Source organism: Stenotrophomonas sp. YJH_SMC_10, from assembly GCF_059371555.1.
On record NZ_JCAFUS010000011.1, the window covers coordinates 125,405 to 144,278 of the forward strand.

General features: G+C 66.8%; 23 protein-coding genes and 1 tRNA gene. 15 read left to right on the forward strand and 9 right to left on the reverse strand.

The genetic code is table 11. From position 1 onward, the window contains the following. The first annotated feature begins 13 nt into the window (after positions 1 to 13). Entirely contained in the window at positions 14 to 1,438 is a 1,425-nt protein-coding gene (locus tag AC5P9C_RS15040) for an ATP-binding protein (protein ID WP_049466224.1), read from the forward strand. An 85-nt stretch (positions 1,439 to 1,523) separates the two neighbouring features. Here AC5P9C_RS15040 and AC5P9C_RS15045 read toward each other — a convergent pair whose 3' ends face one another. Then, complete coding sequence (locus AC5P9C_RS15045) at positions 1,524 to 2,315, reverse strand: M90 family metallopeptidase (RefSeq protein WP_167357717.1); 792 nt, start codon at positions 2,313 to 2,315, stop codon at positions 1,524 to 1,526. Beyond that, the gene (locus tag AC5P9C_RS15050; RefSeq protein ID WP_014645622.1) at positions 2,282 to 2,566 is read right to left on the reverse strand and encodes a hypothetical protein; all 285 of its coding nucleotides are present in this window, start codon (positions 2,564 to 2,566) and stop codon (positions 2,282 to 2,284) included. Before AC5P9C_RS15050 ends, AC5P9C_RS15045 begins: the two co-directional genes overlap by 34 nt. A gap of 144 nt (positions 2,567 to 2,710) precedes the next feature. On the opposite strand from AC5P9C_RS15050, the gene birA reads away from it, so the two are divergent. From birA to AC5P9C_RS15070, 4 genes are all read left to right on the forward strand, one after another. Further along, the gene (gene birA, locus AC5P9C_RS15055) at positions 2,711 to 3,676 is read left to right on the forward strand and encodes a bifunctional biotin--[acetyl-CoA-carboxylase] ligase/biotin operon repressor BirA (RefSeq protein ID WP_074726508.1); all 966 of its coding nucleotides are present in this window, start codon (positions 2,711 to 2,713) and stop codon (positions 3,674 to 3,676) included. Continuing rightward, a complete protein-coding gene (locus tag AC5P9C_RS15060) occupies positions 3,673 to 4,404 on the forward strand; it encodes a type III pantothenate kinase (RefSeq protein WP_312558332.1) in 732 nt (243 codons plus the stop codon). Before birA ends, AC5P9C_RS15060 begins: the two co-directional genes overlap by 4 nt. 9 nt (positions 4,405 to 4,413) lie before the next feature. After that, positions 4,414 to 5,268 carry an SPOR domain-containing protein gene (locus AC5P9C_RS15065; protein WP_414615258.1) on the forward strand — a complete coding sequence of 285 codons (855 nt, stop codon included), beginning with the start codon at positions 4,414 to 4,416 and terminating at the stop codon, positions 5,266 to 5,268. A gap of 40 nt (positions 5,269 to 5,308) precedes the next feature. Continuing rightward, positions 5,309 to 5,384: transfer RNA gene (locus AC5P9C_RS15070), tRNA-Thr, on the forward strand. Between the two features lie 83 nt (positions 5,385 to 5,467). On the opposite strand, the gene AC5P9C_RS15075 is transcribed toward AC5P9C_RS15070, so the two are convergent. Both AC5P9C_RS15075 and AC5P9C_RS15080 read right to left on the reverse strand, forming a co-directional pair. After that, on the reverse strand, positions 5,468 to 6,592 hold the full coding sequence (locus AC5P9C_RS15075) for an XVIPCD domain-containing protein (protein WP_164082503.1): 1,125 nt from the start codon (positions 6,590 to 6,592) through the stop codon (positions 5,468 to 5,470). Positions 6,593 to 6,614: 22 nt separating this feature from the next. Continuing rightward, positions 6,615 to 7,214, reverse strand: coding sequence for a hypothetical protein (locus tag AC5P9C_RS15080; protein WP_149901828.1), 600 nt, complete (start codon positions 7,212 to 7,214; stop codon positions 6,615 to 6,617). A gap of 231 nt (positions 7,215 to 7,445) precedes the next feature. Between AC5P9C_RS15080 and AC5P9C_RS15085 the strand changes: the two genes are divergently transcribed. Together AC5P9C_RS15085 and AC5P9C_RS15090 are read left to right on the forward strand one after the other, a co-directional pair. After that, the gene (locus AC5P9C_RS15085; RefSeq protein ID WP_012478870.1) at positions 7,446 to 7,733 is read left to right on the forward strand and encodes a type II toxin-antitoxin system RelE/ParE family toxin; all 288 of its coding nucleotides are present in this window, start codon (positions 7,446 to 7,448) and stop codon (positions 7,731 to 7,733) included. A gap of 58 nt (positions 7,734 to 7,791) precedes the next feature. Next, positions 7,792 to 8,094: an addiction module antidote protein gene (locus AC5P9C_RS15090; protein ID WP_064237476.1), complete on the forward strand. Its 303-nt coding sequence runs from the start codon at positions 7,792 to 7,794 to the stop codon at positions 8,092 to 8,094. 57 nt (positions 8,095 to 8,151) lie between these two features. Here the strand turns inward: AC5P9C_RS15090 and AC5P9C_RS15095 are convergent, their stop codons facing one another. Further along, positions 8,152 to 8,475 (reverse strand): hypothetical protein, encoded by a 324-nt coding sequence (locus AC5P9C_RS15095; protein ID WP_414615259.1) that lies wholly within the window; start codon positions 8,473 to 8,475, stop codon positions 8,152 to 8,154. A gap of 80 nt (positions 8,476 to 8,555) precedes the next feature. Then, positions 8,556 to 8,963 (reverse strand): hypothetical protein, encoded by a 408-nt coding sequence (locus AC5P9C_RS15100; protein WP_495205208.1) that lies wholly within the window; start codon positions 8,961 to 8,963, stop codon positions 8,556 to 8,558. Positions 8,964 to 9,560: 597 nt separating this feature from the next. Here AC5P9C_RS15100 and AC5P9C_RS15105 point away from each other — a divergent pair. Beyond that, the gene (locus AC5P9C_RS15105; protein ID WP_414615261.1) at positions 9,561 to 10,229 is read left to right on the forward strand and encodes a DUF3011 domain-containing protein; all 669 of its coding nucleotides are present in this window, start codon (positions 9,561 to 9,563) and stop codon (positions 10,227 to 10,229) included. A 173-nt stretch (positions 10,230 to 10,402) separates the two neighbouring features. Here AC5P9C_RS15105 and AC5P9C_RS15110 read toward each other — a convergent pair whose 3' ends face one another. Next, complete coding sequence (locus tag AC5P9C_RS15110; RefSeq protein ID WP_049466211.1) at positions 10,403 to 10,852, reverse strand: hypothetical protein; 450 nt, start codon at positions 10,850 to 10,852, stop codon at positions 10,403 to 10,405. Between the two features lie 275 nt (positions 10,853 to 11,127). On the opposite strand from AC5P9C_RS15110, the gene rocF reads away from it, so the two are divergent. The 3 genes from rocF (at position 11,128) to AC5P9C_RS15125 (ending at position 12,772) form a co-directional block, all read left to right on the forward strand. Then, on the forward strand, positions 11,128 to 12,048 hold the full coding sequence (rocF, locus tag AC5P9C_RS15115; RefSeq protein ID WP_053461927.1) for an arginase: 921 nt from the start codon (positions 11,128 to 11,130) through the stop codon (positions 12,046 to 12,048). A 160-nt stretch (positions 12,049 to 12,208) separates the two neighbouring features. Next, positions 12,209 to 12,346, forward strand: a complete 138-nt coding sequence (locus AC5P9C_RS15120) for an entericidin A/B family lipoprotein (RefSeq protein ID WP_014035659.1) — start codon at positions 12,209 to 12,211, stop codon at positions 12,344 to 12,346. Positions 12,347 to 12,550: 204 nt separating this feature from the next. Further along, positions 12,551 to 12,772, forward strand: a complete 222-nt coding sequence (locus AC5P9C_RS15125) for a CsbD family protein (protein WP_004153772.1) — start codon at positions 12,551 to 12,553, stop codon at positions 12,770 to 12,772. Positions 12,773 to 12,847: 75 nt separating this feature from the next. On the opposite strand, the gene AC5P9C_RS15130 is transcribed toward AC5P9C_RS15125, so the two are convergent. Next, positions 12,848 to 13,645, reverse strand: a complete 798-nt coding sequence (locus AC5P9C_RS15130; protein WP_312558329.1) for a hypothetical protein — start codon at positions 13,643 to 13,645, stop codon at positions 12,848 to 12,850. Between the two features lie 108 nt (positions 13,646 to 13,753). On the opposite strand from AC5P9C_RS15130, the gene AC5P9C_RS15135 reads away from it, so the two are divergent. The 4 genes from AC5P9C_RS15135 (at position 13,754) to AC5P9C_RS15150 (ending at position 18,346) form a co-directional block, all read left to right on the forward strand. Then, positions 13,754 to 15,046 (forward strand): tryptophan--tRNA ligase, encoded by a 1,293-nt coding sequence (locus AC5P9C_RS15135; protein WP_057494453.1) that lies wholly within the window; start codon positions 13,754 to 13,756, stop codon positions 15,044 to 15,046. A 166-nt stretch (positions 15,047 to 15,212) separates the two neighbouring features. After that, the gene (locus AC5P9C_RS15140; protein WP_053461930.1) at positions 15,213 to 15,509 is read left to right on the forward strand and encodes a hypothetical protein; all 297 of its coding nucleotides are present in this window, start codon (positions 15,213 to 15,215) and stop codon (positions 15,507 to 15,509) included. 146 nt (positions 15,510 to 15,655) lie between these two features. Continuing rightward, positions 15,656 to 16,588: an MBL fold metallo-hydrolase gene (locus tag AC5P9C_RS15145; RefSeq protein WP_343541249.1), complete on the forward strand. Its 933-nt coding sequence runs from the start codon at positions 15,656 to 15,658 to the stop codon at positions 16,586 to 16,588. 105 nt (positions 16,589 to 16,693) lie between these two features. Further along, positions 16,694 to 18,346, forward strand: coding sequence for a M28 family metallopeptidase (locus AC5P9C_RS15150; protein WP_053461932.1), 1,653 nt, complete (start codon positions 16,694 to 16,696; stop codon positions 18,344 to 18,346). Positions 18,347 to 18,512: 166 nt separating this feature from the next. Here AC5P9C_RS15150 and AC5P9C_RS15155 read toward each other — a convergent pair whose 3' ends face one another. Beyond that, positions 18,513 to 18,809 carry a hypothetical protein gene (locus tag AC5P9C_RS15155; RefSeq protein WP_329851924.1) on the reverse strand — a complete coding sequence of 99 codons (297 nt, stop codon included), beginning with the start codon at positions 18,807 to 18,809 and terminating at the stop codon, positions 18,513 to 18,515. Between the last annotated feature and the right edge of the window lie 65 nt (positions 18,810 to 18,874).

Sequence of the window (18,874 nt, forward strand, 5' to 3'; positions counted from 1 at the left end):
TGGCGCTTACACGATGTCCGGCCGTCTGTGGTTCTTCCGACGCTGGCGGCCGCGCTCACTGCAGGCGCGCCAGATGCTCGCCGCGTCCGTGGGCCTGGTGGCGTTCCTGGCCCTGGCCGGTTACGCGCTCGACGCCGCCTTCGCCGACACGGCGAAGGCGAACCTGCGTGAGCGCCTGAAGAACTACGCCACCTCCTACGCGGCCGGCATCGACTTCACCCGCGACCGCTCGCTGTACATCCGCGAGCAGCCGCCGGATTCCCGCTTCGACGTGCCCGGCAGTGGCCTGTACCTGCAGGTAGTGATGCCGCACGGCAAGGGCAATTCGATGTCCGCCGAAGGCCCGATGCTGCCCACCGTCGGCGGCGGCCTGCTGGCACCGCGCCAGGAGGTGTTCGAAGGGCCGCTGCCGATGATCCAGATCGATGGCAGCCAGGGCTCGGTGTACCGCTACGGCCTGGGCCTGGTGTGGGGCGCCGACGCCGATCCTGCCACCGAATTCCCGTACACCATCTATGTGATGGAAGACTCGCGCGCGCTGGGGGCCCAGCTGCGCGTGTTCCGTGGCCGCGTCTGGTTCTACCTGGGCGGCATCGGCCTGATCCTGCTGCTGCTGCAGACCGTCATCCTGCAGTGGAGCCTGCGCCCGTTGCGCCGGGTGATCACCGAGCTGACCAAGGTGCAGCGCGGTGAGACCGAGCGCATGAGCGAGCGCCACCCGCGCGAGCTGGAACCGCTGACCGACAGCATCAACGCTTTCATCGAAAGCGAGCGCGAGAACCTCGAGCGCCAGCGCAACACCCTGGCCGACCTGGCGCACAGCCTGAAAACGCCGATTGCGGTGTTGCGCACGCAGATGGACAGCGGTGCCGGCGACGGCGCGCTGCGCGAAGAACTGGACGTGCAGTTGCAGCGCATGAACAACCTGGTTTCGTACCAGCTGGCGCGCGCGGCCTCGTCGGGCCACAAGCTGTTCTCCGCGCCGCTGCCGATCGAGTCCAACGCCGAGGAAATCGTGCGTGGCCTGGAGAAGGTCTATGCCTCCAAGGGTGTGCTGTGCGAATTCGATATCGATCCGGCCGCACGCTTCCACGGCGAACCGGGCGACCTGCAGGAACTGCTCGGCAACCTGCTGGAGAACGCCTTCAAGTGGGCCAACCGCCGTGTGCTGCTGACCGCGCAGCCACTGCCGGCACCGAACGCGCGCCGCGCCGGCCTGCTGCTGGCGGTGGACGATGATGGCCCGGGCATCGCCCCGGATGACATCGGCAAGGTACTGCAGCGCGGCGTGCGTGGCGACGAGCGCGTGCAGGGCCACGGCATCGGGCTGTCGATCGTGCAGGACCTGATCAAGGATTACCGCGGCGAACTGGCCGTGGGCCGTTCGGCCGAACTGGGCGGCGCCCGCTTCGAAGTGCGCTTGCCCACAGGGCCGTAAACCGCGTTGATCGGTAGTGCCGGCCGCGGGCCGGCAATCAAGCCATGCCATCGAAGAGCATGAGGGTGCCGGCCAGCGGCCGGAACTACCGTACTGTGATCCTGGGCGGCTCGCCGTAGAACCGCCGCAGCTGCGCGGCCACCTCCGGCAACGCCTGCTGCAGCAGATCCGGTGCCGAGAAGTGGTACTCGCTGGCCACCGCGAAGAACTCCTCCGGCGCCTCGGCCGCATACGGATCGATCAGGGTCTCTTGGCCAGCGTCCACCTGCGCGCAGAAGGCATCGTAGGCGCGCTGGAACGTGGCCGCCCACTCGCGCTGCCACGCACGCGGCAGCGGCGGCGTGCCATCCATCGCCCCATCAAGCGCATCCAGCTTGTGCACCATCTCGTGCACCGCCACGCAGTAGCCCTCGTGCGGCGCCGCCAGGTCGGCCTGCACATCGGCCCAGGACAGGATCAACGGACCGCTGTCCCACGACTCGCCGATCAGCTCGTCATCCCACTCGTGCAGCACGCCGGCCGCATCCATGTGGCTGCGGTGCACGCGGAACGCGTCGGGGTAGACGATCAGCTGCGACCAGCCCTCCAGCCCCACCGCGCCGAACTCCAGCAGCGGCAGGCAGCACAGCGCGGCCAGCAGCACGCCGTCGTCGGCCTGCAACTGCAGCTCACCGATCGGGGTAATGGTCTTCTCATGCAGGAAGCGCGTGACCAACACGCGCAAGCGCGCACGGCGTTCGTCGTCCAGTCCGTGCAGCCAGGCCGCACGGCGGCAGGCGTGTTCCCACAGTGCATCGTCGATCGGCCGCGGCGCAGGCCGCAGCCACTGCAGCAACGACTTGATCAGCGGAACATTCCCGGCAGGTAGCTGTGCCACTTCGGCGCACGGATGCGCTGCAGCACGTCGTCGTCGCTGCCGCCGCCCCCGGTGCTGGTGGCACTGCTGGCCGCAGGGCGTACCGGTGCCGGCTTGGTGGTCGCAGCCGAGGCGGTCGCGGTCGGCGCGCGCTGCGAGGCGGCATCACCGTTGGAGGACACGCAAGCGCCGCGGCTGTCGTCCAGCGCTGCCGTCGCAGACGCCGCGAAGGGCATCATCAGCAGGATCAGGCAATGGGCATAACGGCGCATTGACGACATCCACGTTAAGGGAGGGTGAGTTCCCGATTCTAGCCCGAACCCGGCGCCCCGTTGGAAGCCCCCGCAGAACCCAGCGTGGCGGGCGTCGCTGGCGGCTTTCCCGCATAATTCCTGCCTGACTTCGTGGAAGCTGCCGTGGACGATCGCCAATTGCTGGCCAAACTCGCTGCCGGTCGCCTGTCCGGCGACGCCCTGGCCCGTGAGCTGGGCCAGACCCGGGCAGCTATTTGGAAGCGTATTCAAGGGCTTAGGGCCGCCGGTGTGGATGTCGAGGGCCGTGCCGGCGAGGGCTATGGCCTGACCCGCCCGGTTGACCTGCTGGACCCGGCGGCGATCCGCGCTGGCCTGCCCGCCGACGCCCAGGCGCTGCTGCACGACCTGCAAGTGGCCTGGACGGTGGACTCGACCAATGCCGAATTGCTGCGGTGCAGCGCGCCCCAGCGCGGGGTCAGCGTGCTGCTGGCCGAACGCCAGACCGGTGGCCGCGGCCGTCGTGGCCGTACCTGGGCCTCGCCGCTGGCCGCCCATGTCTACCTGTCGGTGCTGCGGCTGTTCTCCGGAGGCCTCGGCCGCCTGGCCGGCCTGAGCCTGGTGGCCGGCATCGCCGTGGCCGAAGCGCTGCACGATCTGGGCTACACCGAGGCGCAGCTGAAGTGGCCGAACGATCTGCTGGTCGATGGCCGCAAGCTGGTTGGCCTGCTCGCAGAAGGCGGCGGTGAGTACGCCGGCCCGGCGCGCGCGGTGATCGGCATCGGCATCAACACGCACATGCCGCCCTCGTTCGCCGAGCAGATCAGCCAGCCGTGGGTGGACCTGGACACGCTGGCTGGCAAGCCAGTGGATCGAAACGTGGTCGTTGCCGCCGTGCTGGCGCGCCTGCTGCCGGCGCTGGAGGAATTCGATCGTGAAGGTCTTGCTCCGTTCCTGCCGCGCTACGCCGCCTTCGACATGCTGGCCGGCCGCGAGGTGCGGGTGGAACTGGATGGGCAGTGGCAGCATGGCACCGCACTCGGCCTGGCCGATGACGGCGCGCTGCGCGTGCGCATCGATGGCCGTGAGCGCCTGCTGCACGCCGGCGAAGTCAGCGTGAGGGCGGCATGAGCGATTGGTTGTTCGACCTCGGCAACTCGCGCTTCAAGTTCGCGCCGTTGCAGGGTGACCGTGCCGGTGACGTGCAGGCCTGGGCGCATGGTGCCGAAGGCATGGCCGGGCAGCCACCGCATAGCCTGCCCAGCGGCCGCACCGCGTTCGTGGCCAGCGTGGCCGCACCGTCGCTGACCAGCGCCATGCTGGACCAGCTGCAGCGCCGCTTCGAGCATGTGCAGGTGGTGCGAACCAGCGCCGAATGCGCCGGCGTGCGCATTGCCTATGCCAAGCCGGAAAAGTTCGGCGTCGACCGCTTCCTGGCCCTGCTGGCCGCAGCCAAGGCGCAGCGCCCGGTGCTGGTGGTCGGCGTGGGCACCGCACTGACGATTGACCTGCTCGACGCCGACGGCCAGCACCACGGTGGCCGCATCTCCGCATCGCCCACCACCATGCGCGAGGCATTGCACGCGCGTGCGGTGCAGCTGCCGGCCACTGGCGGCGACTACAGCGAGTTCGCCAACGACACCGCCGATGCGTTGGCCTCCGGCTGCGATGGCGCCGCGGTGGCGCTGATTGAACGCAGCGCACAGCAGGCGCACACGCTGCTGGGTGTGGCACCGTCGCTGCTGGTGCACGGTGGCGGCGCACCGGCGCTGATGCCGTTGCTGCCCGGTGCCGACTACCACCCCTCGCTGGTGCTGGATGGCCTCGCCCGCTGGGCGGTGCACCAGCCCGCAGGCTAGTATCCGCGCATGCTGACCCGTGCCCTGACCGTCGTACTGGCCATCCTCAACCTTGGCGTCGCCTGCTGGTGGCTGCTGCGCGATGCACCACAGAAGCCTGCGCCGCCACCGCAACCCGCTGGCGTGGCCGAGCTGCGCTGGGTGCCCGGTGGCGTGGATGCCACTGCCGCAGCCGAGGCCACCGCCGCCGCTCCGACAGCACCGCTGATGGAGCGCGAACCGGCTGCGAAGACCGCGGTGGCTGCGACGCCTGCGCCCGCGCCGGCCGTGCCGGCCCAGCCGGAAGTTTCCAAGCCGCAGGTGCCTGAGGCTGCGCCGGTTACTGCCGCTGCCAAGCCGGCACCACCGCCTGCACCCGGTCCGGTACCGGAAACGCCCGTAACCCCGCCCGCAGCCGCTGAGCCGCCGCGCTGCGTCGCGCTGGGCCCGTTCGCCGACCGCGCCGCCGCGAGCAGCGCGCAGGGCAAGGCCGGCACGCTGCTCAGCCAGGTCCGCCTGCGCGAACAGCCCGCTGCCAGCGGCAGTGCCCGTTATCGGGTGATGCTGCCGGCCGCCGCCAACCGCGACGAAGCGCAGGCCACCGTGAAGCGCATCGTCGCCGCCGGCCTGAGCGACTACTACATCATCAGCCAGGGCGAGGACGCCAACGCCGTGGCGCTGGGCCAGTACCGTAACCGCGAGGGCGCCGAGCGCCGCATGGCAGCGGTGCAGGCCGCCGGCTTCCAGCCGCGCCTGGTCGCCAGCGGCGACGCCGGCCAGTGGTGGCTGGAAGGGCAACTGGCGGCGGGCACGCAGCCGGCCCAGGCCCAGCAGCGCAGCGGAGCGGCACAGAGCCGGTCGCTGGAATGCACGCGGTTGCGCTAGAATCCCCGGACCGCGGCGCTGCCGCCGGTGCACCACCCATGCCGCTTTAGCTCAGTTGGTAGAGCAACTGTCTTGTAAACAGTAGGTCATCCGTTCGATTCGGATAAGCGGCACCACCCCATGAGTCAGCGCCTCTTTGCGCTGCTCCAGGTACTCGCCCAGTGATTCGAAAGGCGGTACACCCGGTGCCTCGGCAGTCTTACCTTGAGAATGATGGTCCGTCCTGCGCATGGACCTGCTGCGCTGGCTGCTGTTCAAGATTTGCTGCCAATGAATCAGCGCGATGAAGTGACTCCGCTTCAGGCGCGCGAAGCGCGTCCATCGTATTCATGGTTCCACGGCGTTGGGCAGGATCGTCCATCGCTCCCTCGACGATGAATACTCTCTCGCCACGTGCAAGGGACTCTGTCGGGTTGTTCACTACGACGTGGTCAACTCTTGAAAGCCCTTGCTCCTTCGCGAGCACCAGCAAACTCGCGGACATGCGTTGGCTCGACTCATCCCACTGCTTCCCGCTCTCGGCATCCAGGCGTTCCACACCCGCTCTTATCTGCTTATAGAGAGAACGGTCAGCATCGCAGAGTTCAGCTACTGAGAAAGCCGCTCGTTGCAGCGAAAGTGAGTCATCGCCGACCACGGCGACTCTTTCCGCAGCCGAAGTGCGCTCGGCGTCAAGCTCTGGCTCGGGCCTACGTCGACGCTGCGTGGGTGCTATGTGCTGATCATAGTGCGCGCCATAGTAAAGCTCGTATGTCGCATGAGGACCAACAGAAGGAGCCTCTGTTTTGAACACTTCAGCGATCTGCCCAAGCGCTTGGTTTCGATTGATCCGCCCGGCCTGGAGTTCAACGGCAATAGCTCCATACTGTTGTGGACGATTACCCGTGCCGGACACACCAATGTCCGGCCCACCAGCTGCAATGAGTTCACGCTGGACCTGGACATTACTGAGCGTCGCAGCTGCTTCTCCGCGTAGCAGGGTGTTTACATAGGATTGCTTGGACGTCGGATCGGGACGTTCAGTGAAGAGATGGTGCCCCACTTCATGGGAAAGAGAGCGCGCGATTCTGGGGCCTTGCCCAACCGCGTTCTCGTCAATAACGATCTTCTCACCCGGAACAAGATAGGTGCCCCTACCGGCTTGTCCCCAGACAACATCCAGATCGTCGCGCTCGGCCTGTGCGAGACCCGCTCGAAGTGTTGGGGATTTCGCCAGAAGCGGCGCCAACGAAGGGTCAGCCAACGGGGACTCCGGCCGACGTACGGGTCCTGGGCGAGGCCCGTCCTGCGGCTGCGGCAGTTCAGAGTCTTCAGTACGTTCCATGTTCGAGCTCCTGCCCAGGGGGTCAACGCTGACTGATCAATACGTGGGTCAATGTCGCATTGTCAGGGGCCAGAGTGAGTACAACCTCAGCACCGTTGACTGGCGCGGTCCAGTAGGGGAGGGAGTCAGGGGCATCAGGCCGAGGTGGATACTGCGCCGTTCCCTCCCAGATGACTTCTTTGAGCGCGACGCTCGGTGGCGCGACATCGAAGGTCAACTTCGCCTGCGCAGGATTATCGACAGCACTTCTCAGTGTGATGTTCCGAACTTCAAGGCCGCCCAACATTCCACGTTCTGCGGTTCGCTCGTCTCTCAGGCCCTGCCGAGCCGGTTTTCCAAGATGCGTGTGAAGCTGTTCGTTCAATGCATCGATATCGCCAAACCGCACATTGGACAATCGCTCGATGCTGTTCTTGAATCGCTCCATACCAGCTTCACTCCCTGATTTGATGGTCTGTCTTTGATTCACATGATCTGATGGGGGCGACGTCGCGGCGCTCGAACATGCTGCCAGCACAAGCGCCGGAATAACGATCGCGAGGCGACGGCGCGCTGCGATCCAGAGGCGGCGCCGACGTCCGCGTTTTGATGAAGAATCGCATTCCTCGACCCACGCATCCATGAAAGCATCTCTCGCGCCAATGTCACGCTCTTGAATCTAGCACAGCGTTTTGTGAGTACGGATCGGGTTCCCGTGAAAAATGAGCTACTGAAAACGCACCCGGTTCCACTTTCCAGTTTAAAAAACGGGGCGTCAGCTGCGAGGGAGGGAACATCAGACGGAAGGCCGAGCACACCTCCATGCGGGCAATCCGATAGTTGAAAGACTGTAGCCTTTAGGCTACAGTCCTCCATGAAGATCCAGCGTACCCGTCAGTTCGCGACATGGATTGACGCTCTCAAGGACGTAACTGCACGCGCTCGCATCCTGGCCCGCATCGGTCGGCTCGCCGAAGGCCATCCGGGTGATCACCGCTATCTGGGGGACGGTATTTCCGAACTGCGTATCGATGCAGGGCCGGGCTACCGCCTGTACTACACCCAGCGGGGCAGGCAGTTGCTGATTCTTTTGGTCGGAGGTGACAAAAGCTCACAGCAACGCGATATCGAAAAGGCCAGGGAGATTGCGCGTGCCCTGTGAGCGTCGAACCGGCTGTAGTCGAAACGAATCAATACCGAAGTACTGGAGCTGTTCCATCATGGCCACTAAGAAAAAAGTCGAACTCAAAGCATTTGATGTGGCCGAACATCTTCGGACACCCGAAGAAATGGCCGCCTATCTCGACGCCTGCATCGACGAAAGCGACGGCGATTCCGCGTTCATCGCCAAGGCGCTCGGCGACATCGCGCGCGCTCAGGGTATGAGCAAGGTTGCGCGCGCGGCGGGCCTGTCGCGCGAGAGTCTTTACCGCGCACTGTCCGGCGAACGCAGCCCCGATTTCGCCACCATCCTGAAGGTGACCCGTGCCTTGGGTGTGCGCCTGCATGCCAGTGCCGTGTGAGGCATCAAGGCGCTGAGCTCCACTTCCGTCGCTCCAAGAAGTCCGGTGCGATCAGCCTCAATCAATCCGAATGATGCGGATCAACCCTCTTGTTGACGATCCGTCTCCGAAGGCAGCCACCGTGCCACAGGGAAATGCCTCTTTCGCACCGTCATGGTTGATGAAGGAGATTGTGCAGTGTGCCCTCGTTCCAGGCATGATGCGGGTGATGGCTCTGTCATTCAAGGCGAAGCTGTACCACATGAGTTCAGGGCTTATCGAGAGCGCCATGGGGCGTGCGGTGGAGGCGATCATCTCGGCAACAGCGCCGCCGCGCGAATCCACTTCGTCCAGCCGCAGTTCAACGAGGACAGGTTTCAGGTTTAGGTAGGGTGTGCTCATCCCAGCAGCGGGTCTGCCTGATTCGTTGGCCGGGGTTGCGACGTGTTGAACCTGTGCGTTGGGGATGCCAACGTTGCGCATTATTGAGCCCCGCCCACCTGCAACGCTACATACTCCGCCAGCCCCCGGCAGGCCAGCATCAGCCCTTCGCGCGTGCCATCGCCGATATCGTCCTTCTCTTCCCCGTCCACGCGCACGCGCTCGGCGGCGTGGTACAGCTCCAACAGCGACACCAAACCCACCGCAGCGCGATCCCGGCGGGCGGCGGCCACCGCCTGGCCGGGTGTGCTGGCGGGCCCCGCCCACGGCTGTCCATCGGCGGCATCACCGGCGCGGATGCGCTGCAGGCAGCTGGGCAGGTTGATGGACGCAGGCGCTTCGTTCGCAGCGGCGAAAGCGGCTTCCAATGGCTGCGCCAGTTCGGGCGGCAGGCGCAGGGCGGCCTCGCCGAGGGTGGCGGTCAGGTACGGGTGGTAGGGTCTGGACATGCGGGCATCCTCGGCAGGAACAGAGATGCCACCGGAGAAGGGTGGCGGGCGATACGTGGTTTCCAATCCCGGGACTGAATGAGCCGGTGGGCACGAGGCCCCCACGCACCGCCCGCCGTCGATCGGCGAACGGATTGCCAGCCGGCGTCGCACCTGGGAAGGACGACGCCGGCTGGCAAGCGTATACAGCTTTCAGTCTTCGGGTTGGAAATCCCGGCCACCTCGCTGAAGGCGGCGATTCATCATGCGCAGGCGAAATCCCCGCCTGCCAGTCGTTTGTTTCGATGGCATCGGGCGATCTGAAAGGAAAAATGAATTATCGCGTTTGGCCTGTTTCGAGCAGTGCAAAGCCAGAAACGACAGTTCGTGCGGTGCCGCAGCCCACGATACATCCGGCTGTGCCATCGCTGTCGCACCGCCCATCGCGGCTCACGACGTAAAGCTGGCTTAACCGCCCCGGCAGGCCTCCAAGGACACCCTAGCAGACCTGAATCCCCACGCGCGCCACCGGTTCTTGCTATCCCTCACGGAAAGTCCGCCACTGCCCATCGCATACTGCCGCCACAGGCCCACCCCGGGCCCCTTAGGGATCCGATCATGCGTCGCCACGCCCTGCCGCTCGCCGCCTTACTGTTGTCCACCGCTTTCGTGGCCCCAGCCATGGCCGCGGTGCCGTTCTTCAACGCCAGCTGCCCGGGCGGCATCGACGTGCACGCCGACGAAGGCGGTCCGGTCTACGTGCAGGGCCGCGAGGCGGCGCTCAAGCGCTTCAACGACCGCTACGTCGAAGCACGCGATGCCAATAGCGGCATCACGTTGTCGATCAGCCGCAGCGATGACGGCACGCCGCAGATCAGCTATACCAGCCGTGGCGGCGCCAATGGCATCTGCCAGGTCAGTACTCGCGGCACACCCGCGCCCGCCGCAAGTGGCGCGCAATCTCACGACGCCGCCGGTGGCGATGCCGCGCTACCGCGCGAAGTCACATGCGAATCCACTGACGAGCAGCAGGTGTCGTGCGATCTGAATACTCGCGGCAATGTGGAAATCGTGCGCCAGCTCAGCCGCACCCGCTGCGAGGAAGGCAAGAACTGGGGCCTGTCGCGGCACTCGGTGTGGGTCAATGGTGGATGCCGCGCGGTGTTCCGCAACGTGTCTTCGGTGACCACCCCGGCGCCGGCGGGCGATACCGCGCTGGGCGCCTGCAATATGCGCAAGGGCGCTCAGGGCGCACTGGTCACCCATATGCCGGTGGGCAGCGATTAACAGGAACTGATCATCGATTATCCCGATGGCCGTTTCCTGTGCATGATGCGCAACAGCGGCCAGGTACAAAGCCTGACGCCGGTTCGCCACCGCGGCGGTTGACGCGCAACGGCACATTTGGCGTTGGCGTATGTCCGGAACGGGGCAACGCAGCACGCATTGCCCCTGTCCCGCTATTGCTGATTCACCGGGTCATTGCCCTTCTTGTAGGAGTACCCGGTGACATCCCAGCCGCCGCCATGGCCGGATGAGGGTTCCACCCAGGTGAATTCCCACGTCTGGATGGAGCCATCGGGAAGCAGGTTCTCCACCCGGTAGATCTCACCGGGAATGCCCTGCTCCGGCAGCTTTCCCGGAATCGATCCGTCCGCGCGTGCAGACGCGCGCCCTACGGAGAACGCCCGCCGTTCCACCTGTACGTTGCCGTAGCCCTGCGGGGCGAACGTCGGCTTTACCCGCTGCGCCACCCAGTCGAGCACTTCGCGTGCGCCCGCCGTCTGCATGGGATACGCGTCGGTGGTCACCGTATGCGTGATGCGTTGCGAGGAGGCACTGGCCGCTGCCGGAATCAGTCCGCCCAGGGCAATTGCCAGTACCGCGAGTCCATTGAGTGCATGCTTCATGCGCGTGGTGCTCCTTGATCGAGGAAGTGAGGCGGCACCTTCAGGGTGCCTGCGCAGGGTGGAGACAACGGCAGCCTAGCGTAAGAGGCGAATCCGACCGGGATGTGAGGTGGATCGCGGAAGGTCCAATTCCTGACGACCCAGCGCTGGAATGCCTGACCGGATACGGCTGCCAGGCCGCGGCGATCTGGCCCATGCCCTGCTGCACCGCCGCGAGTGGTGTCACACAGCTCTGGCTAGACTGTGCTTCTTTTTCCGCACCGCAGGAGGCACCCATGGCTCATCCCATTTCCGTATCCCTGATTGGTGTTCCCACCGATGTCGGTGCGGGCCATCGCGGTGCACGGCTGGGGCCGGAGGCGCTGCGCGTGGCGGGCCTGCCGGAGGCGCTGGAGGCGCGCGGTGTGGACGTCCGTGACGTGGGCAACCTGGATGGCCCGCGCAACCCGTGGACTGCGCCGGTGCAAGGCTACCGCCACCTTGATGAGGTGGTGGCCTGGAACCACGCATTGATGGAAGCCAGCTACGCCGAACTGCAGGCCGGCCGCATGCCCATCATGCTCGGCGGCGACCACTGCCTGGGCATCGGTTCGATCACCGCCGTCGCGCGGTGGTGCCGCGAGCAGGGGAAGAACCTGCGCGTGCTGTGGCTGGATGCGCATTCGGACTTCAATACCAGCGATGTCACCCCGTCGGGCAACATCCACGGCATGCCGGTGGCCTGCCTGTGCGGGCTCGGCCCGGAGGCGCTGACCCACCTGGGCGGCAGCGCCCCGGCGATCACCCCGGCGCAGATGCACCAGATCGGCATCCGCTCGGTGGACCCGGAGGAAAAGCGCCTGATCAAGACCCACAAGGTCGATGTGTACGACATGCGCTACATCGACGAAAACGGCATGAAGCGCGCGGTGGAAGCGGCGCTGGCCGGCATCGATGAGAACACCCACCTGCATGTCAGCTTCGACGTCGACTTCCTCGACCCCAGCATCGCACCGGGCGTGGGCACCACGGTGCCGGGCGGGGTGAACTACCGCGAGGCGCAGCTGGTGATGGAGATGATCGCCGACACCGGGCGGATGGGATCGCTGGACATCGTCGAGCTCAACCCCTTGCTGGACAAGCAGAATGCCACCGCCGAACTGGCCGTGGACCTGGTCGAAAGCCTGTTCGGCAAGTCCACCCTGATGCGCGACTGAGGGCCTGGGCTGAACGGATCGCTGGTCCGTTCACACCCGCTCCACGCCGCTGCCGCCAGATTGCACGTCACGCGGCGGTGGTGGCAGTGCGCCCTCCCGCCGAGCGACAGAACCCCATCCGCGAATGAAGCGGTGTAGCGGCGAACCCAAGGAGAAGCCCATGAAGCGCGTAGTTGCCCTGATGCTGTTGTCGATGTTCTCGGTGGCCCTGCTGGCCGGTTGCAATACCGTTGCCGGTGCCGGCAAGGACGTGCAGAAGGCCGGTGAAAAGGTTGAGGACGCCGCCAAGGGCAAGTGAGCCCGGCGCGGGTTGGAAAACGAGAAGGCCGGGGATTTCCCCGGCCTTTTTTTCTGCGCGGCGTCCGCTGCACGAGTGTCGAAGCGGAGTGAACCATTCAAGCAGGTGAGCATGCATTTCATTGCGGGTTGACCGCTGCTCAACAGCCACTGCGGGAAGCTGCAACCACGGTAAGAACGCCGTTGCAACCAAGGACTCCCAGCAATGAACAAAGACATCATTTCCGGCAAGTGGTCGCAGCTGAAGGGCAAGGCGCAGGCCAAGTGGGGCGATCTGACCAACGACGACTTCGACGTGGCCGAAGGCAATGCCGAGTATCTGGCCGGCCGCCTGCAGGAACGTTATGGCTGGGCCAAGGACCGCGCTGAGAAGGAAGTCCGTGAGTTCCAGGACGCAGTGAGCAAGGACTATCCGGACTACAAGTAAGCGCTGACCGCTTACCCCCACAGCACGACGCCCGCACCATCAGGTTGCGGGCGTTGTGCTGTCTGGGCCGGGCGATCAGCGCGCCGGCGGGTCCGGGACGTAGCGGTTGGGGAAGGCCTGCGGTTCGCGCGGCAGGCGCGAGGGCGAGTCCACCAGGATGCCGCGCGCACGCAGGTTGCGGGCGCTGTCGTAGCGCAGCTGCAGCACCTGGGCCGGGCTGCGGCTGGCGCGCTCGAAGTCGGTGTCGCGCACCGAGGACTGTTCGCGCGCACCGTGGCCGGTACCCAGCGCCGGGGCCTGCGATCTGCTGGCATGGCCGTCGATGCGGCTGGCACTGGCATCGGCGGCCGCTTCGGCCTGAGCGGCCGGCGCCGGCAATGGCAGGCCACGGCGCAGGATGGGGTCGGGGCGCCAGCGACGTGCCTCTTCGAACACCGCCACGCCGACCACGCCGATGTTGTCCGGGCGGCCGGTGCGGCTGGCATAGCTGCCGCTGGGGCTGCTGAATACGAACTGCGCAACTTCGTCCTGGCTCTTGCGCCAGCCGGTGATGTCGGCGCGCTGGCCGGGATTGAGCACGTAGCCGGTCTGCGAGGGATCGGCATCCTCGCCGGAGATGGCGTTGATGCCGTCCACCGACAGCACCACCAGCACTCGGCGCGGGCTGTCGTTGTACAGCCGCACGGCGTAGCGGTGGCCGCGCTCGCCGGCTACCCAGCGCTGGCCGTCGGCGGGGTAGCTGCGCAGTTCGGTGCCGCGGTCGCGGTCGACCAGGGTCATGCGCACCGGGCCGCCCTCGTAGGCCGGCGGCGGCGGTGCCGGGCGGAAGCCGGCCAGGGGCAGGATCAGCAGCAGGGGCAGCAGGCGTTTCATCGGGCGTCTCCAGCGGGGTTGGGTGAATGAACGCGCCGCCGGCCCTGACGGGGTTGGCCGCCGGCACGGTAAACTGGCCCCGTTCATCGAAGGTTTCCCCACGCAGTCATGACGACCCGAGTCCTTACCGGCATCACCCCCTCCGGCACGCCCCACCTGGGCAACTACGTTGGCGCCATCCGTCCGGCCATCGCGGCCAGCCGCGCGCCGGGGATCGAGAGCTTCTTCTTCCTGGCCGACCTGCACAGCCTGATCAAGTCGCAGGACCCGCAGCGCACCCAGCGCGCGACCCTGGAGATCGCAGCCAGCTGGCTGGCCTGCGGCCTGGACCCGGAGCACGTGTGGTTCTACCGCCAGAGCGACATCCGCGAGACGACGGAGCTGATGTGGTTCCTGACCGCCATCGCCAGCAAGGGCATCCTCAACCGCGCGCATGCCTACAAGGCGGCGGTGGACAAGAACCGCGAGGAAGGCCTGGACGAGGACGCAGGCGTCAGCGCCGGCCTGTTCATGTACCCGGTGCTGATGGCTGCCGACATCCTGATCTTCAAGGCCAACCAGGTACCGGTGGGCCGTGACCAGATCCAGCACATCGAGATGGCGCGGGATTTCGCCCAGCGCTTCAACCACGTGTATGGCAAGGAGTACTTCCCGCTGCCGGACGTGGTGATCGACGAGCAGGTGGCGACGCTGGCCGGCCTGGATGGCCGCAAGATGAGCAAGAGCTACCACAACACCATTCCGCTGTTCGTGCCGCGCGAGGAGCTGAAGAAGCTGGTGTTCTCGATCCTGACCGACTCGCGCGCGCCGGGTGAGCCGAAGGACACCGAAGGCTCGGCGCTGTTCCAGATGTACCAGGCGTTCGCCACGCCGGAACAGACCGCGGAATTCGCCAAGGCGTTCGCTGCGGGCATCAGCTGGGGCGATGCGAAGCAGCAGCTGTTCGAGCGCATCGACAGCGAACTGTCGCCGCTGCGCGAGCGCTACAACGCGCTGATGGCCGAGCCGGAGAAGATCGAAGCGCTGCTCAAGCGCCGTGGCCAGCAGCTGCGCGAGCAGTTGGCGGCACCGCTGCTGGAAGAACTGCGCCACGCCGTGGGCCTGCGCGACCTGTCCACGGCGGGCGACATCGCCAGCGAAGATGCCGGCGTGGCCCGGGTGGCGCCGCCGCAGTTCAAGCAGTACCGTGAGAAGGACGGCCGGTTCTACTTCAAGCTGACCGCCGGCGACGGCACGCTGCTGATCCAGAGCGAAGGCTTCGATTCGCCGCGTGATGCCGGCCAGCTGATTGCCGTGATCAAGCAGGCCGAGCAGGGCGACCAGCTGCAGAGCGAGCTGTTCAAGCTGGACGCCGAGGTGGACGCGGTGCTGGCCGCGCTGGCCGTGCTGCGCGAAGACTAAAGGTCGTGCCGGCCGCTGGCCGGCAATTGTATGGGAAACGCCGGCCAGCGCCCGGCACTACCACGGTATTTGCATAGGAAATGCCGGCCAGCGGCCGGCACTACCCGCCAACGAAGGTCATGGCATGATGTCCGCGCGCCGCCGGCGCGATGACATGGAGTCTGCGATGGCCTGGTTGTCGCTGCTGCTGTTCCTGCCCTGGTTCCTGCTGCTGGGCGGCCTGTACTGGCTGTTCCCGCGCCAGCCGCGCAGCGTGCGGCGGCGCCTGTTCGACGGTACTACCTTGGTACTGGCTTTCGCGCTGAGCATCGTGTCGATGCTGTGGGGCTACCGTATCGGCGTGGTGCAACCCGGTGCCGGCCCGATCTGGCCGCAGGTGCTGGCGGTGCTGTACGCCTACGGCGCGTTCCTGGCGGTGCTGGTGCTGGCCCTGCTGTTGCGGCCGCGCTGGCTGCACCGGTAGTGCCGGCCGCTGGCCGGCAACGGCAGTCAATGGGCTACCCCGTTGCCGGCCAGCGGCCGGCATTACCCGACCAAAGCCGCATCGAACCCGGGCCACCCGCGCGCCTACCATGGGTGTCTGTTCCCGACCCTGCCAGGTGCGTGCCGATGACCGCCGACCCCAGCATCCACACCATCGATACCGGCTTCCAGCGCCCCGACTTCGACGCGGCCTACCTGATCGTTGAAAACGGCCGCGCCGCGTTCGTCGACTGCGGCACCGGCCTGTCGGTGCCGGCCATGCTGCAGGCGCTGGCCGACGCCGGCCTGGGCGTGGATGCGGTGGACTGGCTGCTGCTCACGCACGTGCACCTGGACCACGCCGGCGGTGCGGGCCTGCTGATGCAGCAGCTGCCGAACGCGAAAGCGGTGCTGCACCCGCGCGGTGCTCCGCACATGATCGACCCGACCCGGCTGATCGCCGGTGCCACGGCGGTGTATGGCGCCGAAGAGATCGCGCGCAGCTATGGCCGCATCGAACCGATTCCCGAACAGCGGGTGGTGGTGGCCGAAGACGGCCACCGCATCGACCTGGCCGGCCGCGAGCTGGTGCTGCTGCACACGCCGGGGCACGCGCTGCACCACTACTGCGTATGGGATGCGCGCAGCCGCAGCTGGTTCACCGGCGATACGTTTGGCATCTCCTACCGCGAGCTGGACAGCGCGCAGGGCGCTTTCATCTTCCCCACCTCCTCGCCGGTGCAGTTCGACCCGGAGGCGATGAAGGCCTCGATCCGGCGCATGCTGGGCTACGCGCCGCAGGCGATGTACCTGACCCACTACGGGCGGGTGCAGCAGGTGGAGAAACTGGCCGAGGACCTGTTCGAGCAGATCGATGCGATGGCGGCCATCGGCCGCCAGTGCGATGGCCGGCCTGACCGCCACCGCTGCCTGCTGGCGGCACTGCAGGCGCTGTACCTGGAACGCGCACAGCTGCATGGTTGTGCGCTGGACGATGCGGCGGTGACTGCGGTGCTGGCGATGGACATCGAACTCAATGCGCAGGGCCTGGCCTGCTGGCTGGACCGCATCCGCCCGTAGAGCCCGGCCATGCGTGGATGAGGCGGGCCAACGCTGCGCCGTGATGTCACGTCCACGTTACACTCTGGTGACTTCCAAGCTAGCCGTGGTATTGCCGTGAATCCGATGCGCGTGTTGCTGCTGTCGTCCTGCCTGTTTGTCGGTGGCCTGGCCCATGCGGCCAATGACCTGCCAGGTGGCGGCATCGATCCGCAGGCGCTGTCTCGCCATGTGCAGGTGCTGGCGTCGGATGAATTCGAGGGCCGCGCGCCGGCCACCGAGGGCGAAGAGCGCACGGTGCAGTACCTGATCGAGCAGTTCCGCAGCTACGGGCTGCAACCGGGCGGCGTGGATGGCAGCTGGGTGCAGCCGGTCCCGTTGGTGCGCGCGCAGCTGGACGGCCCGGCCAAGGCCAGCCTGGCGCTGAAGCAGGGCCGCCGCGCGCTGACCAACGGCGTGGACGTGACCCTGCAGAGCCTGCAGCCGCGCAAGCGCGTGCAGATCAAGGAGGCACCGCTGGTGTTCGTCGGCTACGGCATCGATGCGCCGGAACGCCACTGGAACGACTACAAGGACGTGGACCTGCACGGCAAGATCGCCGTGGTGCTGATCAACGATGCTGATTTCGAGGCCGATGCGCCGGGCGCGTTCGACGGCAAGGCGGTGACCTACTACGGCCGCTGGACCTATAAGTTCGAGGAAGCCGCACGCCGTGGCGCCGAAGGCGTGCTGATCGTGCACGAGACCGCGCCGGCCGCGTATGGCTGGGCCACGGTGAAGAGCTCGGGGACCTCGCCGCTGTTCGACATCGAGCGCGGCCAGGCCGAAGCGATGGCGCAGCACACGCCGCTGCGTGGCTGGATGCAGCGCGAGCTGGCTGAGGCGATCTTCGCCGACGCCGGCCTCGACTTCGACGCGGAGAAGCGCAAGGCGATGCGCGCCGACTTCCGCCCGGTGGCACTGGACAACGCAAAGCTGAGCGTGGATTTCGCGCTGAAGCGCGAGCAGGTGGTCACCCGCAACGTGGTGGCCAAGCTGCCCGGTGGCGAGCATGGCGACGAGGCGGTGATCTTCTCCGCGCACTGGGATGCCTTCGGCATCGGCCAGCCCGACGCCAAGGGGGACCGCATCCGCCGCGGTGCGATCGACAACGCCACCGGCGTGGCCACGGTGCTGGAGCTGGGCCGTGTGTTCGCCGCCGGCCCGCAGCCGCAGCGCACGCTGTACTTCGTGGCGCTGACCGCTGAGGAGAAGGGCCTGCTGGGAGCCAGCTACTATGCTGCGCACCCGCTGGCGCCGCTGGACAAGACCGCCGCGGTGCTGAACATCGAGATGTTCAGTCCGGATGGCCCGACCCGCGACATCGCGTCGTGGGGCAAGGGCCGGGTGTCGCTGGAAGGCGACCTGGAACGCGTGGCCAAGGCCCGCGGCCGCAGCTACAGCCCGGACCCGAACCTGGAAGCCGGCTTCTTCTACCGCGCCGACCACTTCGCCTTCGCCCGCCTGGGCGTGCCGGCGATCACCATCGGCCCGGGCCTGGACAAGCTGGACGGTGGGGTTGAAGCCGGCCGCGCGCTGCGCGAGAAGTACTTCGCCGACTGCTACCACCAGGCCTGCGATGCCTGGACGCCGAGCTGGGACCCGAGCGGCCACGCCGCCGACACCCTGCTGGTCTACGACCTGGGTGCGGAGCTGGCCAACAGCCGCCGCTGGCCCACGTGGGAAAAGGAATCGGAGTTCCGCAGCGCGCGTGACAAGAGCGAAGCGGCTCGCCGCTGAGGTAGTGCCGGCCGCTGGCCGGCAACTCGCTGCTCTTCCCGGAGGTTCATGAGGTTGCCGGCCAGCGGCCGGCACTACCGAAAGAAGGTGGCGTTGCCGGCCAGCGGCCGGCACTACCGAAAGAAGGTGGCGTTGCCGGCCAGCGGCTGGCACGATCGGGTGTTCGTCAGCGCCGGCGCAGCAGCTTCCAGGCGCCCCAGCCACTGGCGGCGAGCGCTGCCAGATAGCACGCCACCATCGTACGCAGGCCGACCAGCGATCCGCCGTTGACGCCGCGATGCAGGCGCAACTGCAGCGAGCTGTGGCCGCTGCCCAGGTCCACTGCCAGCTGCAGCGCCAGCGCGACGCAGAACACCAGCAGGGCAATCCCGAAACCGATGCGTGGCCACGTGGCCTGTGCGCTGGGGCGGCGCAGCAGCCAGGCCAGTGCCGTGGCTGCGACCAGCGTCGCCGCGATCCACATCAACGGAACGGCGGGAGAAGCCGCGGCCACCGGCAGTGCACCGGTGGCCGCGATCACGGCAGCGC

Coding starts and splice junctions, on each gene's coding strand:
- AC5P9C_RS15040 (WP_049466224.1), top strand. CDS start 14: ATGTCCGGCCGTCTGTGGTTCTTCCGACGCTGGCGGCCGCGCTCACTG.
- AC5P9C_RS15050 (WP_014645622.1), bottom strand. CDS start 2,566: ATGCGCCGTTATGCCCATTGCCTGATCCTGCTGATGATGCCCTTCGCG.
- AC5P9C_RS15060 (WP_312558332.1), top strand. CDS start 3,673: ATGAGCGATTGGTTGTTCGACCTCGGCAACTCGCGCTTCAAGTTCGCG.
- AC5P9C_RS15065 (WP_414615258.1), top strand. CDS start 4,414: ATGCTGACCCGTGCCCTGACCGTCGTACTGGCCATCCTCAACCTTGGC.
- AC5P9C_RS15075 (WP_164082503.1), bottom strand. CDS start 6,592: ATGGAACGTACTGAAGACTCTGAACTGCCGCAGCCGCAGGACGGGCCT.
- AC5P9C_RS15080 (WP_149901828.1), bottom strand. CDS start 7,214: ATGGATGCGTGGGTCGAGGAATGCGATTCTTCATCAAAACGCGGACGT.
- AC5P9C_RS15085 (WP_012478870.1), top strand. CDS start 7,446: ATGAAGATCCAGCGTACCCGTCAGTTCGCGACATGGATTGACGCTCTC.
- AC5P9C_RS15090 (WP_064237476.1), top strand. CDS start 7,792: ATGGCCACTAAGAAAAAAGTCGAACTCAAAGCATTTGATGTGGCCGAA.
- AC5P9C_RS15095 (WP_414615259.1), bottom strand. CDS start 8,475: ATGAGCACACCCTACCTAAACCTGAAACCTGTCCTCGTTGAACTGCGG.
- AC5P9C_RS15100 (WP_495205208.1), bottom strand. CDS start 8,963: ATGTCCAGACCCTACCACCCGTACCTGACCGCCACCCTCGGCGAGGCC.
- AC5P9C_RS15105 (WP_414615261.1), top strand. CDS start 9,561: ATGCGTCGCCACGCCCTGCCGCTCGCCGCCTTACTGTTGTCCACCGCT.
- AC5P9C_RS15110 (WP_049466211.1), bottom strand. CDS start 10,852: ATGAAGCATGCACTCAATGGACTCGCGGTACTGGCAATTGCCCTGGGC.
- rocF (WP_053461927.1), top strand. CDS start 11,128: ATGGCTCATCCCATTTCCGTATCCCTGATTGGTGTTCCCACCGATGTC.
- AC5P9C_RS15120 (WP_014035659.1), top strand. CDS start 12,209: ATGAAGCGCGTAGTTGCCCTGATGCTGTTGTCGATGTTCTCGGTGGCC.
- AC5P9C_RS15125 (WP_004153772.1), top strand. CDS start 12,551: ATGAACAAAGACATCATTTCCGGCAAGTGGTCGCAGCTGAAGGGCAAG.
- AC5P9C_RS15130 (WP_312558329.1), bottom strand. CDS start 13,645: ATGAAACGCCTGCTGCCCCTGCTGCTGATCCTGCCCCTGGCCGGCTTC.
- AC5P9C_RS15135 (WP_057494453.1), top strand. CDS start 13,754: ATGACGACCCGAGTCCTTACCGGCATCACCCCCTCCGGCACGCCCCAC.
- AC5P9C_RS15140 (WP_053461930.1), top strand. CDS start 15,213: ATGGCCTGGTTGTCGCTGCTGCTGTTCCTGCCCTGGTTCCTGCTGCTG.
- AC5P9C_RS15145 (WP_343541249.1), top strand. CDS start 15,656: ATGACCGCCGACCCCAGCATCCACACCATCGATACCGGCTTCCAGCGC.
- AC5P9C_RS15150 (WP_053461932.1), top strand. CDS start 16,694: ATGCGCGTGTTGCTGCTGTCGTCCTGCCTGTTTGTCGGTGGCCTGGCC.
- AC5P9C_RS15155 (WP_329851924.1), bottom strand. CDS start 18,809: ATGTGGATCGCGGCGACGCTGGTCGCAGCCACGGCACTGGCCTGGCTG.